The following is a 14,503-nucleotide window of genomic DNA, read 5'->3' as shown; positions in this document are numbered from 1 at the left end:
ATTTCCTTCCTAGCGCTTTTTCTCGCCAGCAGCTAGATAGATTTGCCGAATAATCGCATGGTCTTTGTTCTTGACCATATTACGCCATCCCACAGAAATCTTTCCCAGCGTTTTACTCGACAGATAGCCCTCAGTGACCAATTTTGATGGAATACCGATTCCCTCAGAGCGAAAAAACATCTCATCGCCTACAATATCGCTATGGGCGCTGACAACATCAAAATCCACTCGAGAAAATCCCCCCTTTTTTAAGAGCACTGGTAATTCCCGGCCAATTTTAGGGCTGCCCCCTTCGTTGGAGCGCGCCTGGCAATAGGCATCATAGAGTTCGCGTAGTTCGGGTATATGTGGATAAGTCATAATATGCATCTCAAAATCATTATCAACGAAAACTGCTTTCCCACCAGGTTTTAAGATCCGTAACACTTCTCGAATTGCTCCCTCTATATCAGGCAAATGTTCAAGCACCATCCTGATTAGCGCAAAATCGAATGAATTCTCGGCCAGCCCAGTTGCCATAATAGATCCTTGAATAACCCTGCAATCCTGCCTGTTTTTTTGGGTCAGGTAATTTTTTGCGTATTCGACCAGTAAGGGATCAACCTCCAGGGCAGTGAGCTGGCACCGCGGGAAACGTTCGGCAATTTTATCAATCATAAATCCTGGTCCAGCTCCCAGCTCTACCACAGACATCCCATCGCTCAAGCCAAACTCTCTATAATGCTTCAACTCGTTCGGCCAAAACAGCTCGACCTGCGCTTGCAAACGTTTAATTTCGATTTCGACATTACTACCAATACTTTGAACGTGATAGGAGCCTTCTCGCGTCATCGTCTTTGCTTCTCCGTTTTAAGCTACAGATGTCTGCAAAAATTTCAGGATGGCCTCGGCAACTATGGGCCATTGCGTGTCTAACATCATATCGTGACACAGAGTATCAAAGATTACCGGCGTAACTTTGTATGTTCTGGCAACTTTTTGCGCCACTCTTTCAGATAAAAACTGATCCTTTCGTGAGCCAAGGACTAGCAGCGGAATGGTTGTATCCATGGAACGCGGATCGATAGTTTTTTGAATCATCGCCTGCCCCGCTTTAATTGACTCACGCTGCAGAAGATTGGTATACTGCTCTTTTTGCTCAACTGGCAAATCTGAAGAGAAAAACAGATCGCGAGCCCGAGCTGGAAAATGTTCAATTTTGCCGAGATTGAATAGATTCATTTGGTAAATAGCTTTAAAACGTTTAAAGAGAACCTTAAGCCACTCCAGTGTCATTCCATCAGGTGGACTAGAGGCCATGAGTACCACTGCTTTGAGCTTATCGGGATGCTGCTGCCAGACCTTTTGTACCACCGCACCCCCAAGAGAATGTCCAATCAGCACTGGAGCTTGCTGGATCTTTGTGAGGATTTGAAGAACATCTTCCACATAGTCATCCAGGACATAGGATGCGACCTGTTCATAGCCGGAGCTTTCACCATGTCCACGAAAGCTTAGAGCATAAGAAGGAAAGCCAGCGGCAGCGAAATAGGGAAGGAAATGCTCTCTCCAGCACCAGGCGGCGTGAGAACCACCGTGAACAAACAAGAGAGGCGGCGTTTCCGTAGATGTTTCTGGCTCATAAGCGACAAATTCCAGTTGCGTAGCTACAGTCACAGTTGGACCTCCTGGCGAACACCTTGCAGAGATAGAATGCGTTGATTAAGCAATGTAGCTGTCTCTTGTATCAGTTTGATACCAATTTCATCGACATGACGATTTCTCCAATTTTCCAGCCCCGTTTCTTTTACCCACTGATTGAAGGAGCCAAGAGCGGGCCCGCAATGAATCTGATAATCAACTTTATGCTCGGTATTTCCACTGAGAGCCAGACGGCTAGAATAATGGAAATACCACTTGAAGATCAGTACCATCTTATACTTAGGATTGCGTTCAGCCTTTTCAATTTCAGTAGGTGGATAGGTAGATTTGAGCTCTTCGTAGATGTCATCAAAGCTGCGATAGAAAAATTTTGTTTGCAGCATGTTTTTTGTTTTCTCGTCGATCTCATCTAAAGAATTATGGTGTCGATACAACTCGTATAATTTATTCGCGCGTGCCGGAAAGAACAAGCTTTTTTTCAGTACCTGAATTCTGGCGCCAAGTTCAAACATATCTCCAGCTGGGGCATAGTCGGTATCCTGGACGTTGGCTTGCTGTAACAAATCTTTAGCAATATCACTGGTGCCCGCCTCCACCGTACACTGATTGATGGAACCTGTTACGATAAAGTCCGCACCGAGAATAAATGCTGCAGAGGCTGCTGCGGGAGTGCCAATACCGCCAGCAGCGCCGACACGAACCCGTTTTGCATACTGATATTTTTTCATCATCTCATCACGTAATTGCACTATGGCGGGCATCAAAGCGTAGGCGACTCCAAGGTCTGTATGTCCACCGGAGTCTGCTTCGACGCTGAGATCATCGGCCATTGGTATTCGGCTCAGGAGTGTGGCCTCTTCCTGTGTGATTTTTCGTTCCTGGAGCAGTTTTCCTACCAGTCGTTCTGGTGCTGGACTTAAAAAAGCTTCTGCTACTTCAGGCCTGGAGACCTTGGCAACGATTCGATTGCCGATTGTAATCTCGCCATTGAAGGCACGTTTGAGACCTCGGGCGCGATAAATGATAAGCGCTGGCGTTATACTCATAAAGGCCGAGGCCTCCACAATAGACACCTTATATTTGAGATAGAGATTGACCGTCTGCTCTTCTAATGTTGGATTGGTTGGATTGTGTAGCAGATTCATGCCATACGCTTCCTGGTTGCGGAGCTCTTTTTGTATAAAGCAAATAGCCTCTTCGATTTTTGTCAGGCGCAGACCACCTGCCCCATAGAATCCCAGCATGCCGGCGCGAGCAACCTTCACCACCAGTTTCTCAGAGGCAATACCGCGAAACATAGCCCCTGTAATATAGGCATATGTTAAACCATAGTCCTTCTTGAATTGGGCATCTCCTAGCTGCTGTGCCGTAATATATCCATTTGGTACTGGTTGGTGGCGCTGTTCCTCGCTCTTGCGATTGGCTAGTTCACTTGCAGGATCGCCCTTTATCTTCTCAAGGTTCTTGTTGTCTCTACGTATTTGCGCATTCAGTTTCGTTAGCACATTTCCAGGCCCAATTTCCAGCATCTCTATATCACTCTGATTTAACAAATACTGAATTGTATCGAGCCAGCGCACCTGATGCGTTATTTGTTGGATGAGATTCTCACGAATCTCTCTCTCTGGATAGGGGAGGGCATGTACGTTGGAGATAACAGGAAAAGATACTGCTGAAAAAGTAAAATCTTGCAAAAAGCGAGCGAATTGTTGTTGCGCGGGTGCCAGTGCACGTGAATGAAAAGCGCCACTCACATTTAAAGGGATATACAAGTGAGCACCATTCTGCTCAAAGATTTCTTTAGCTCTCTCAATTACACTTTTTGGGCCAGCAATAACAATCTGGGTAGACGAATTATGGTTGGCAATATCGATTTCAGAGAGCGCATTTTCGCGCAGTACCTTGAGTACTTGTGTAACATTTAAGCCAAGAACTGCTGCCATACCACCACCAGTTGCCTGACTCATCAGTTCACCGCGTTTTTTGACCAGCTTTAAGCCAGTCGCAAAGTCGAAGGCTCCAGCGGCCAGGAGTGCATTATATTCCCCCAGGCTATGGCCAGCGGCGTAAGCAGGAGGGTGCCCGTTCTCCTGGAGATTTTTCAAGTATATCAGAGCATTGGCAGTATATAATGCAGGCTGGGTAAATTGAGTTTTGCCTAGATTTTGTTGAGGGTCGTGCAGGCAGAGGTTCTTAATTGAATAACCCAGAATGTCATCAGCTGCGCGAGTAATCTCAGGAAATTCATCAAAAAGTGTCCCCCCCATCCCTTTCTGTTGCGAGCCCTGGCCTGGAAAGAGAAATGCCTTCATGTTCAATCTTACCTTTCATTGATTGCACCTCTCCTGGATAGCATCTGAGTGACTCGTGCTGTATTTTTTACATCCTGGTGAAAAGGTGAAAGAATCGTATAGCATTGAGTGAGAGCATTGAGATGTTGATTTCTTTTTGTCAGATTTGTCAGTGTCCCTCCTGGACCAACATCTACATACTGATGAGGTCCATCTTCTTCTAACGTTTGGATTGTCTGAGAAAAGTTCATCGGCTTGCGTACTACTTCCCAGAAATACTCAGGAGACAAATTGAAGATTTGTTTGCCAGAAAGAGAAGAGAAAATAGGGATCTGAGGTGGAGAATAGCTTGTCGTCGCCAGTAACCTTTTGTAGTGTGGTTCTATGGTATTGATGTACGCTGAGTGAAACGCGTAAGAAACGGGCAGTATTTCGCAAAGGATCCCTTTACCCGTTAAAAAACTTTTCAATTTATGAATATGTGCTTCTTTCCCAGAAACGACAAAGTGGGTATCATGATTGACGGCAGCAAGTTCGCACAGGGTAGAGAGTTCAGGAGTCTGATAATAGAGATCGATATGATGAAGAATAGCCAGCATTGTGCCCGGCTGACAGTACGTCTCAAAGAGACGAGCCTGTTTGATAACCAGGTCAAGGGCTTCTTCCACCTTGAGCATGCCAGCGACCGTTGCTGCGACGAACTCGCCCAGACTATACCCTACCAGCACATCAGGGATTACCTGTTGTTCTATAAGCGTTTGTGCGAGCGCAAACTCGACCATAAAGATTGCTGGATGAGTATAGAGTGTGCGCTTGAATGGTTCACTCGGATTTTTATCTTCTGCATATAACTGTTGAATGACAGAAATAGAGGCATTGGTTTTTACAAGTGAGTCTAAATGAAGCATCCAGCGGCGAAAGATCTGATTATGTGCAAAAAGTTCTTTTCCCATCTGGAAATATTGAGATCCTTGCCCGGAGAAGAGGAAAACCACTGTTTTGCTCAATTGTTGTCCTTTCGTGCATTTCTCTAGCAGCTTCATTGCCCATTTTTCTTATCTACCTCATGTATGAAAGGGCTTATGGTTTTTTTTGGCTATAAAATAAACACAAGCTATTAAGTCCTAAGAGAGAAATTAATCATGACATTTAGCTTATGATTTTTTTGCACATTATTATTTTAAGGTAAACTAATAGGGTTGTCAAGTTCAATATAGCTGGATGATAGGAAAGCGCGAATCCTATTACCTTCAAGTAATTTTCTATGCATTGGGTAAAAGAAATGCAGAAGGATGTTTTATTAATAGAAAATTTATTGCTGTCCTGGGAGTTATAGAGTTAGAAACTTTGGGAATTTCAGCATCCTACTCTTAAGTAAAAAACAGTTTTGGTTGATTTTTTCTCATTCTAAATTGAACAAATTGTTCTTTTTTGTTAAACTGAAAATAAATATTATTGAGTAAGAGATAGTCTATAGACTGTCCAGGTGCTTTACCGTAGGTATGTCCAGGGTAGACGTGTACATGAGGTGGAACAAGTTTTTTTATCCTTTGAATACTCTCAAACATCTGTTCAGGCGATCCACCAGTTTGGGTACAGATACCGCATCCTTCAGTAAAAATAGTATCCCCTGTAAAGAGGCTATCTGATAGCAGAAAGCAGAGGCTGCCCACCGTATGACCTGGTGTGAGCAGGCAGGTCATACGTGTTTCCCCGAGCTGAATTTCCTCTAGATCATAGAGGGGAAAGAGATTATGGCTGTGGAAGTGGTAAAAGTCAATTTCCTGTGCAGACATATAGACACGAGAATGAAAGCGTTCGACGAGCTGAGGTACGAGATTTACATGATCAATATGAGAGTGCGTTAGCAGAATGAGATCTGGTTTTACGCCAAGTTCATCAAACGTACGGATAATGTGCCCTTCATTCCAGGCTGGATCGATAATCGCAGTCTGGCGGGACGATTTATCAACAATAATATAATTGAAATTGAACATATTAAAAAATCCTACTTCCAATTGATGTATATCATAAGTTGTGTATATAGTATCTCTCATCTAGAAACCCTTTCAATAAATGGAGCATTTTTTCTCTGATGATAGGGCAATGACTGTTGTAATTAAGCATTCCCACTTCTGAGATTTATTCAAGTTTTGTGGTCTTTGTTGAACAAACAGGAAGAACACGAATATGTTTTGAGTCAAACATTTGATTGATTATTCTCTGTCTCCCTCTATGGCTCAGAAATGGAGAGCCTGCTGCTAGATCCGTTCTACCTTGACAGATTAGTTATACTATGGAATACTTATATTGTATACATGCAAACCTGTAGTTGTAGCAAGGTGTTTTTTGATTGAGAACAGGGTTTGCATTAAAATGCGCTTCCATTTACTCCTAAATTATTCTATTCGTTGTAGCGTTTGCTCTGATAGAATGGTTTCATATATTCTATTATCCCATCTAATCCTGGATGGGATGGTGGAACCTGTTTCTTGTATCTAGATATATCAATCTTTGATTGTAATATCATTGCCTCTCAACTAATCTCTATCGCGTGTGTTGAGAAAAATCTTGTTGTATCCCTGCCAATACAAGGCTTGTAGCATGAAGGAGGCACCAATCTGAGCAAACAGGATGTTTTTGATATTGTGATACGTCATTGCTATGAAGTTCTGCCCGAGTTAGAAGGCCATGAGTTCAAGCCTGGCGAGAGCCTGACTGATCTGGGAGCTAACTCGATTGACCGTGCTGAAATTGTCACGTTAACTTTAGAGAGCCTATCCTTGCACATGCCACGAGTGGCATTAGCAGGTATTAACACTATTGATGGTCTGGTCGACACGCTTTATCGCAAGCTTCAATCTGCTTGAGGCAGGTAATTATCAAGTAAGCCAGCTCTCTTACTCCATGCGAAAAATTCTCCTTCTAAACTCACAGAAATGGATTTTCCGCATGTTTTTTTCTATCTATATGCTCGAAATTCCGGTTCTGCCATGAGTAAAAAGGTAAGGTTGGAAGAAAAAAGAGTAGCGTTGGAGTGAGAAAGGCTGAAGAATATCCTTATGGAAAGAACTGATAAGAAGAAAGGGGTATGTTGACTTAGCATTCATGATTGGGTTATAATCAATTTATGGTTAATGCTCTCACTTTATAGCATAACACAAAAATCTTTCGTTGTCAAGTGTTTTTGAGACCAAAAATGGTGATAGATGAAAGAAACCTGAAATCTGGTAAAGGATCTATTTGCTGAGTGAAAAGAGCAGATTACTACTGTACACCAGGAGGAGATACGGAGATCATCGGGTGTACAGCTTGCTTGCATCACGTGAGTGAGGTCAGTGGATTCAACGGATATCGAGTTAAGACATAGAATTGCTATTGAGAGAGGTACGAGGTAGAACCCAATATGGATCAGAGTACGAAGCTCAGAGATGAGAAGGTTGGAAAATTAGTTTTGCAATTTTCTCTACCCGCAATCATTGTATTGCTTGTCAGCGCAATTTATAACATCATCGATAGAGTCTTTATTGGTAACAGTGTTGGTTCTCTTGGTATTGCGGGTGTGACAATTGCATTTCCAGTCATGATGATCATGGCGGCCCTTTCAACGCTGGTGGGTACGGGCGGAGCAGCTTTACTTTCCATCAAGATAGGTGAAGGAAAAAGAGATGAAGCGGAGCAGATCTTAGGAAACGGGCTCACACTCCTGATACTTGTCTCGATCATTTTCACCATTCTGGGGCTTGTGTTTGTCACCCCGATTTTGCAGGCATACGGGGCAAGCAAAGAGATCTTGCCCTACGCGACAGATTACTTGCAGATTATTCTGCTGGGCACCATTGTCAACCTGCTCAGTACTGGAATGAATAATTTTATTCGAGGTGAAGGAAACCCGCAAAAGGCCATGGTCACTTTGTTAATTGGGCCATTGCTGAATGTGATTCTTGCTCCTATCTTCATTTTCGGTTTTGGCTGGGGGATTAAAGGTGCTGCCTGGGCAACCGTTCTCGCGCAGCTGGCATCAGCTGCCTGGGTATTATCGCATTTCCTCCTGGGAAGAAGCCATGTCAAATTTTATACAAAGAATCTGAGATTGCGGGCCTCGCAGGTTGGTCCAATTCTGGCGCTAGGTGCAGCTCCCTGTGGTGTTCCACTGACATCGAGCCTTTTGAATTTTATTATTAACAATAGTCTGGGGCGCTATGGTGGTGATGTTGCAATCTCAGCCATGGGAGTTATTGTCAGTATCCAGATTCTCTGTACTATTCCGCTTTTAGGTATCAGCCAGGGTATTCAGCCCATTATTGGTTTTAACTATGGGGCTGGACAACTGAACCGAGTCAAAGATGCATTGAAATATGGTTTGCTGATGGGTTTCATCGTAAGCCTGTTTTTCTTTATCATTACCCAGTTGATTCCTGGCCAGATTGTGGCATTTTTTGATAGTCGTGATCAAGCGATGATTCGGTTTGGTAGCTATGCCATGCGCATCTACTTACTTGGCTTGCCAATTATTGTCGTGCAGTCTATTGGAAGTGGTTTCTTTCAAGCCATTGGTAAAGCTAGAGATGCATTAATCATTACCTATGCCAGACCACTTATCTTTTTCATTCCGTTACTTTTGATCCTTCCAAATTTTTTTGGATTGCAAGGAGTGTTGGCTTCCAGTCCGGTGACTGATGCCATTACCTTTCTCACCACGGGTACCTGGCTCATTATTGAAGTGCGCCGATTGAACAAAAGATATCAGGAGAAGCGTGCGCAATCCGAGGTCTCCGTTGTAGGAGCAACAGCAAACAGTGATCAGATCATTGATGAAGCAGATTCTGCTCAATAGAGAGTAACTGAAAGTGCTTATCCCTTGATCGGGATGCAACATTGTTAGCTGTAGCGATTGAATTAGCGTATTGAAGTGCTACCGTATTTGAACAATAGAGATGATTATCTCTATTGTTCAAATACGGTAGTACTGATATTTATAGAAAAACGTTTTATGGCTAAGGATGCAGAAAAGGAGAAAAGACGGCATGATTTCGCTGGATGCCCTTTATACTACCGACGACGTGCAAAAGTTATATCAATGGTTTGACCAGATGCGTGTAGACCAGCCTATCTGGCTGGATGAGAGGAGTAAATGCTGGCATATTTTTCGCTATGATGATGTGCGTGTTGTACTCAATGATTACAGCCGATTTTCCGCTGATATCCGATCACGTACACCTATACGTTCCATTTCCAGCAAACGATCCTCTGATTTTACGATAGGCCTGTTGCTATCGATTGATCCACCGCAGCACGAGCTTTTGCGCAATTTGGTTACCTCTGCTTTTTCGCCACAGTCGATTGCCCAGCTTTCGGGACGCATCAAAGAGATTGTGCAGGAGCTTTTGGATAATGTGCGTTCCTCCGGGAAGATGGATGTGATTGACGACTTTGCCTATGCCTTGCCTGTACGTGTCATTTCAGAGATGTTGGGTATGCCTACCAATGAATGGTATAAGTGTAAACATTGGACCGACGAGCTGCTGGCTATGCAGGTCAGTGATGCACAGATGTTTTCAGGTGAAGAGCCTGAAGCATTCCGCCGTGGACGTCAGAGTGCCGAAGAGATGGCTGATTATTTTGAGGAGATGATCGAAGATCGCCGTTTGCATCCGCGCCAGGACGTCATCAGTGAATTGGCGACAGCAGAGATTGAAGGCAGGCATTTAAATAATGATGAATTGATTAGTTTTTGTTTTCAGCTTTATCTGGCTGGCTATTTGACGACAACGAGCATTTTAGGGCACATGGTTGCCTGCCTGGATGCGAATCCGGAGGCAATGCAATACCTGAAAGAGCAACCAGATAAGGTTCCATTGGCGATGGAAGAGGTCTTACGCTTCTCCTTTCCTGCCTGGCGTATGATGCGTGTCACGACCAGTGAGGTGACACTCAGCGGTGTCACAATTCCCGAAGGAGCAGTCGTAATGGCCTGGATTGCCTCCGCCAATCGTGATCCAGAACAATTTACCACACCTGAAAAGTTTGAGGTGTCGCGTAAACCCAATCGTCACCTCTCCTTTGGTTATGGTATTCATCATTGTATCGGGGCTCCATTAAGTCGTTTAGAGACATCAATTGCCTTACGTATGGTGCTTGAACAACTACCCAATCTCAGGAGGGCGGATCATGAGCCATTAGAGCTCCTCGATGGACGTCGTATTGTCTATGGGCTCAAGCATTTACCAGTCACATTTACCCCTTCTTAAATATTCACAGCTACTGTTCCTGGTGTGGTCCTTGCCTGGTTTTGCCTGATCCTGTTTGTAACCATAAGTCACATGCACACTCCATACCTTTTTACAGGAAAGGAGCGAACCCATCTTTTTCTGTTATGAGAAGAGTGTGATACATCGTGTAAAAGTTCTCCGCCACGAAAAAGCCTACTTGCTATTGGCAATGTATCCATTTTCCCCAAGGAGGAAAAAATGATTATTCCAGCTCACACATCCGAAGCGAAAACTGTTCCTTTTATTCGTGAAGTTCCCATAATTGGAAGTTTGCGTAACTTTACGCACGATCAATTACGTTTTTTTGAGCGTCTGGCGGCGGAGGGGGACATCTGTGGTTTTCATATGGGGCCGATTACCATGATTCTTCTTAACAAAGCTGAGTACGTGCAGAGCGTTATGGTTGAGTATGCATATGACTATTTCTCGAAGAGTCGTATATCGCGTCGTTTTACGCAGAGAGAAGCACTCTTCTTCAGTCTGGGGAATACACACCGTCAGCGGCGTAAGGTAATGGCCCCGATGTTCCAGCCACGGCATATTACTCATTACGCAGATACAATTGTACAGTATGCAGAGGAACGTGCGCGATCCTGGAATGATAAAGAGAATATTGACATCAAGGAGCAGATGGCCGATCTCACCATGAGTATTATTGTCAAAGTTCTTTTCGATGTTGATAATCCACGGCGGGTCTCTGAATTGTTAGATGCCTTCGTGGTTGGATATAAGCATACTGCGCGGCGGACCAGATCTTTTACACTACCAGAAAGTTGGCCTACCGCCTATAACCGACATGTGCATGAGGCAAAAAGCTTTCTTGATCACAGCATTGATGCAATGATTCTGGAACGACGTGGCAATCAGCCTGAAGATCCACAAATTTCCAATCGCCTGGATATGCTTTCCGTACTCAGTGACACACTTGATGAAGATGGTAATCGTGTCAGTAGCCTGCGTATCATTGACGAATTTGTTGCCTTGATTGGTGCTGGTTACGAAACCACCATGGCTGCGCTCTCCTGGACCTGGTACTTCCTCTGTGAAAATCCTGAGATCTATAAGCAAGTACAACAAGAAGTGCAGGATGCTTTGCAAGGACAGAAGGCGACTGTAAAGGATCTTGCCAGGCTGCCTCTCTGTTTGCAGGTTTTTAAAGAAGCCATGCGCATTTATCCACCAGTTCCCTTTATTCTACGCGAGACACTAGAGGATGTCACGATTGACGGTTACCGCATACCGAAAGGTGCGAGTTTGTTGGTCTCGCCCTATACGATGCACCGTAAAGCAGAATATTTCCCTGATCCCTATCAGTTTAATCCCGACCGTTTCTCTGCCGAGAATGAGAGACTGCAACCACGTAATGCATACCTCCCCTTTGGGGCTGGGCCACAGATTTGTATCGGCAATCATTTTGTTTTAATGATGGGTCAATTACTGGTTGCAACCCTTGCGCAACATGTGACCTTTTCATTAATCCCGGGACAACATGTGGCACCAGACCCATCGCAAAACATTACACTGTGCCCGAATGGAAAACTGGCTGCGGTTGTTCAGAAGAACGCATAAGTTTATCTCTATGATGTAGAAACAGCGCACACCATTCTAATCTCTTCACCTATCAAGATTAGAATGGTGTGCGCTTATATCAGGTTGGGTGCATATGCATCTCCTGAGTAATGCTGCTGCTTCAGGTGGGCAATTACTTTATAAACAACAAAAGAGCCGGATGGTTGCATGAAAATAGTAAATCCGCCCTTTTTGAATGAAGAAAGAGGTGTTATGTGAGTGAATCGGAATCCCCCAGCGTGCCTGCTCCAGGCCAACAAATCCCAGAGAATAGCGAGTCGCCACGTATTGATATCATTGGTATTTTGACAGCGGCAGGAGCTGTAATTGGCCTGTTGTGTGGACTGATTGCGGTGAGTACAGTATACTCCTGGGACTCACCACAGGTATTGGGCAGTTTTCTCGTTGCGGTGGAGTTGACGCTTGTGTTTCTGATCAATGAACAGTTTGTATCCAGGCCTATTCTGCGCTGGAAGAAGCAACGCCAGAATGCAGAAGTTTCTTCAGGGCTAGAAGATCAGAAGCAGGCAAATAGCGTTTTGACACATTGGTCGAATCTAGCATTATTGGGTATTCTTTTTCTCTCCGCATTTTTCTATTTCTGTCAGATCTCACAAAATAATCTTGGTAACATCTACTACGCAGCGACCGTGAAAAGTATGTCAATGAGCTGGCATAATTTCTTTTTTGTCTCATTTGAGCCGGGTGGCTTTATTGCTATGGATAAACCCCCGATCTCATTGTGGTTGCAGGTAGTGAGTGTAAAGATATTTAGATTTAGTGGTGTGAGTTTGATGTTGCCGCTCGCGCTGGCAGGAATTGCATCCGTGGCAGTGCTCTATCATCTAGTCAAACGTGCATTTGGAGTACCTGCCGGATTAATTGCAGCATTGTTCCTGGCGCTTATGCCAGTGAGTGTAGTCGCCAGTCGTGCGACAACCATGGATGGTTTACTCACACTGGATATCTTGCTTGCGTCATGGGCATTGATTAAGGCGGCGGAAAAAGGCAGCCTGGGTTGGTTGCTGACGAGCGCAGTTATTTTAGGATTAGGCTTCAATATTAAGATGATGGAGGCGTATCTGGTACTGCCTGCATTTATTCTCCTCTACTTGCGGGCTGCTCCGAAGCGGCGACGAGTGCGGTTAGCACATATTGTGCTAGCTATTCTGGTAATCGCAGTCGTCTCGTTTTCGTGGTCATTCATTGTTGATAGCTTTCCTGCCAGTCAGAGACCCTATGTTGGCTCAAGTGGAAATGATACAGAGGTTGGGCTTGGTCTTGGTAACAACGGAGTTGAGCGTCCTCTGGGCGCAATTCTCGGTCTTTTGATTTCTGGTGTGAGCAGCTCATCGAGTAGTGCAAATATTATTGGAAAGTTATATGTCCTGGCTGGTGGACCATTACGCCTGCTCACAACCCTGGGGGATCAGGTGAGCTGGCTGTTGCCATTGGCCGTAATCGGTTTGTTTGCTTTCATCTGGCAAAAGCGTGAGGTGTCAACAGAGAAAGGCGTGCATGTCAAGCGTCTATCGAGGCAGCAGCAAGCATTTATTTTCTGGGGGGCCTGGTTTATCATTCAGGCGATTTTTTTCACCCTGGACGTGCTTGTGCAATCATATTATCTTGTGGTCCTTGCGCCATCGATAGCGGCCCTCGCAAGCATTGGGATTATCGAGCTCTGGCATGCATATCGGAAGCCGGGATGGCGAGGGTGGTTGTTGCCGTTCGGGTTTGCGCTCACGGCATTGCTTCATGCGTTTCTCATTGCACCTTTTGCTAGCTATAACTATTGGTTAACTCCAATTATTGTAGCGGTCTTGTTGATCGTCGTTATTCTTCTTGTCTGGTTCCGTTTGGCTCGACCGGCACAGGTGTTTCAGCAAGAGCCTGAAGTTGTAGCAGGAGCGGCTCCTCTGAAACCAGGCTGGCAACTTCCAGGAGCCCATATAGCCTTCTCCGGAATTGTTTTTGCATCAGGAATCATTACAATATTGCTTGCCCCTACACTGTGGTCTGTGTCAACGATACAACATCCTGCCAATGGTCTCGTTCCGGTTGCTGGTCCTGCGCGTTCCGCTGCGAGCGATCCTTTTATCTTGTTATTGCAAGGTGTCGTAGATTATGCGCAGGTTGATCCGCAACTGGTAAACTATCTGGAGACGCATCAGGAAAGTCAGCACGACATGGTAGCCACTTCAACCTCACTGGCAGCGGCCCCTTTTGTATTACAGAGTGGAAGGAATGTTATGCCACTGGGAGGTTTCAATGGTAATGATGAGATATTCACTGTGAATAAACTCAAGCAGCAGATTGCCAGTGGACGGGTACGTTACTTCTGGCTATCATCGTTTTTTCTCTCTTCTACCCAGATTGATCAATTGACACCGCGCCTGAGAACTGTTATGAAGGAATTAGAGCAAGTACAGGCGAACAACGCAAATTACCAATTGCTTAACTGGGTGAGTCGTAACTGCACAGTTGTTACAGCGGACCAGTGGGGGCGTTCAAAATCTGATACTGGAGATCCCGCCAGTGGAAAACCAGTGTTATATGATTGTGCCACCATCCACTAATTTCTGGCTGCATGGACAGGGGAGGACAATGAGGATGGATGGATAGTGAGCTGGCTCATTGCCTACCTTTCATGTATGAAACAATTTGCGCCCGTTTCTCCGGTTTCCAGAATTTCCATAGCCGGGGAACGGGCGCATTGTTGCAAGTTACTCG

General features: G+C 44.8%; 10 protein-coding genes. 5 read left to right on the top strand and 5 right to left on the bottom strand.

Annotated features, from left to right (window positions below; translation table 11 throughout):
* Nucleotides 1–9: 9 nt before the first annotated feature.
* The 5 genes from F1593_RS03505 to F1593_RS03485 all read right to left on the bottom strand — a co-directional run bounded on the left by F1593_RS03505 (nt 10) and on the right by F1593_RS03485 (nt 5,977).
* Nucleotides 10–831, bottom strand: a complete 822-nt coding sequence (locus F1593_RS03505; RefSeq protein ID WP_149400179.1) for a class I SAM-dependent methyltransferase — start codon at nt 829–831, stop codon at nt 10–12.
* 18 nt (nt 832–849) lie between these two features.
* On the bottom strand, nt 850–1,656 hold the full coding sequence (locus F1593_RS03500; protein ID WP_172631835.1) for an alpha/beta hydrolase: 807 nt from the start codon (nt 1,654–1,656) through the stop codon (nt 850–852).
* Nucleotides 1,653–3,953: an ACP S-malonyltransferase gene (gene fabD / locus F1593_RS03495; protein WP_149400177.1), complete on the bottom strand. Its 2,301-nt coding sequence runs from the start codon at nt 3,951–3,953 to the stop codon at nt 1,653–1,655. The genes F1593_RS03500 and fabD overlap by 4 nt, the downstream gene beginning before the upstream one ends.
* 8 nt (nt 3,954–3,961) lie before the next feature.
* A complete protein-coding gene (locus F1593_RS03490; RefSeq protein ID WP_149400176.1) occupies nt 3,962–4,975 on the bottom strand; it encodes an acyltransferase domain-containing protein in 1,014 nt (337 codons plus the stop codon).
* Between the two features lie 327 nt (nt 4,976–5,302).
* Nucleotides 5,303–5,977: an MBL fold metallo-hydrolase gene (locus F1593_RS03485; protein WP_371873787.1), complete on the bottom strand. Its 675-nt coding sequence runs from the start codon at nt 5,975–5,977 to the stop codon at nt 5,303–5,305.
* Between the two features lie 576 nt (nt 5,978–6,553).
* Here F1593_RS03485 and F1593_RS03480 point away from each other — a divergent pair.
* The 5 genes from F1593_RS03480 (at nt 6,554) to F1593_RS03460 (ending at nt 14,349) form a co-directional block, all read left to right on the top strand.
* Nucleotides 6,554–6,802, top strand: coding sequence for an acyl carrier protein (locus tag F1593_RS03480; RefSeq protein ID WP_149400174.1), 249 nt, complete (start codon nt 6,554–6,556; stop codon nt 6,800–6,802).
* Nucleotides 6,803–7,338: 536 nt separating this feature from the next.
* Complete coding sequence (locus F1593_RS03475) at nt 7,339–8,769, top strand: MATE family efflux transporter (protein WP_149400173.1); 1,431 nt, start codon at nt 7,339–7,341, stop codon at nt 8,767–8,769.
* A 190-nt stretch (nt 8,770–8,959) separates the two neighbouring features.
* Complete coding sequence (locus tag F1593_RS03470) at nt 8,960–10,183, top strand: cytochrome P450 (protein WP_172631834.1); 1,224 nt, start codon at nt 8,960–8,962, stop codon at nt 10,181–10,183.
* A 219-nt stretch (nt 10,184–10,402) separates the two neighbouring features.
* The gene (locus tag F1593_RS03465; RefSeq protein WP_149400171.1) at nt 10,403–11,773 is read left to right on the top strand and encodes a cytochrome P450; all 1,371 of its coding nucleotides are present in this window, start codon (nt 10,403–10,405) and stop codon (nt 11,771–11,773) included.
* A 215-nt stretch (nt 11,774–11,988) separates the two neighbouring features.
* Nucleotides 11,989–14,349, top strand: a complete 2,361-nt coding sequence (locus tag F1593_RS03460; protein ID WP_149400170.1) for an ArnT family glycosyltransferase — start codon at nt 11,989–11,991, stop codon at nt 14,347–14,349.
* Nucleotides 14,350–14,503: the final 154 nt, after the last annotated feature.

It is taken from the genome of Dictyobacter arantiisoli, assembly GCF_008326305.1.
GTDB lineage: Bacteria > Chloroflexota > Ktedonobacteria > Ktedonobacterales > Ktedonobacteraceae > Dictyobacter > Dictyobacter arantiisoli.
This window is presented reverse-complemented; position numbering and strand designations above follow the sequence as displayed.

Bases quoted from the DNA above. Each gene is read 5' to 3' on its own strand.
- fabD (WP_149400177.1), bottom strand. From the start codon at position 3,953: ATGAAGGCATTTCTCTTTCCAGGCCAGGGCTCGCAACAGAAAGGGATG.
- F1593_RS03505 (WP_149400179.1), bottom strand. From the start codon at position 831: ATGACGCGAGAAGGCTCCTATCACGTTCAAAGTATTGGTAGTAATGTC.
- F1593_RS03490 (WP_149400176.1), bottom strand. From the start codon at position 4,975: ATGAAGCTGCTAGAGAAATGCACGAAAGGACAACAATTGAGCAAAACA.
- F1593_RS03475 (WP_149400173.1), top strand. From the start codon at position 7,339: ATGGATCAGAGTACGAAGCTCAGAGATGAGAAGGTTGGAAAATTAGTT.
- F1593_RS03465 (WP_149400171.1), top strand. From the start codon at position 10,403: ATGATTATTCCAGCTCACACATCCGAAGCGAAAACTGTTCCTTTTATT.
- F1593_RS03470 (WP_172631834.1), top strand. From the start codon at position 8,960: ATGATTTCGCTGGATGCCCTTTATACTACCGACGACGTGCAAAAGTTA.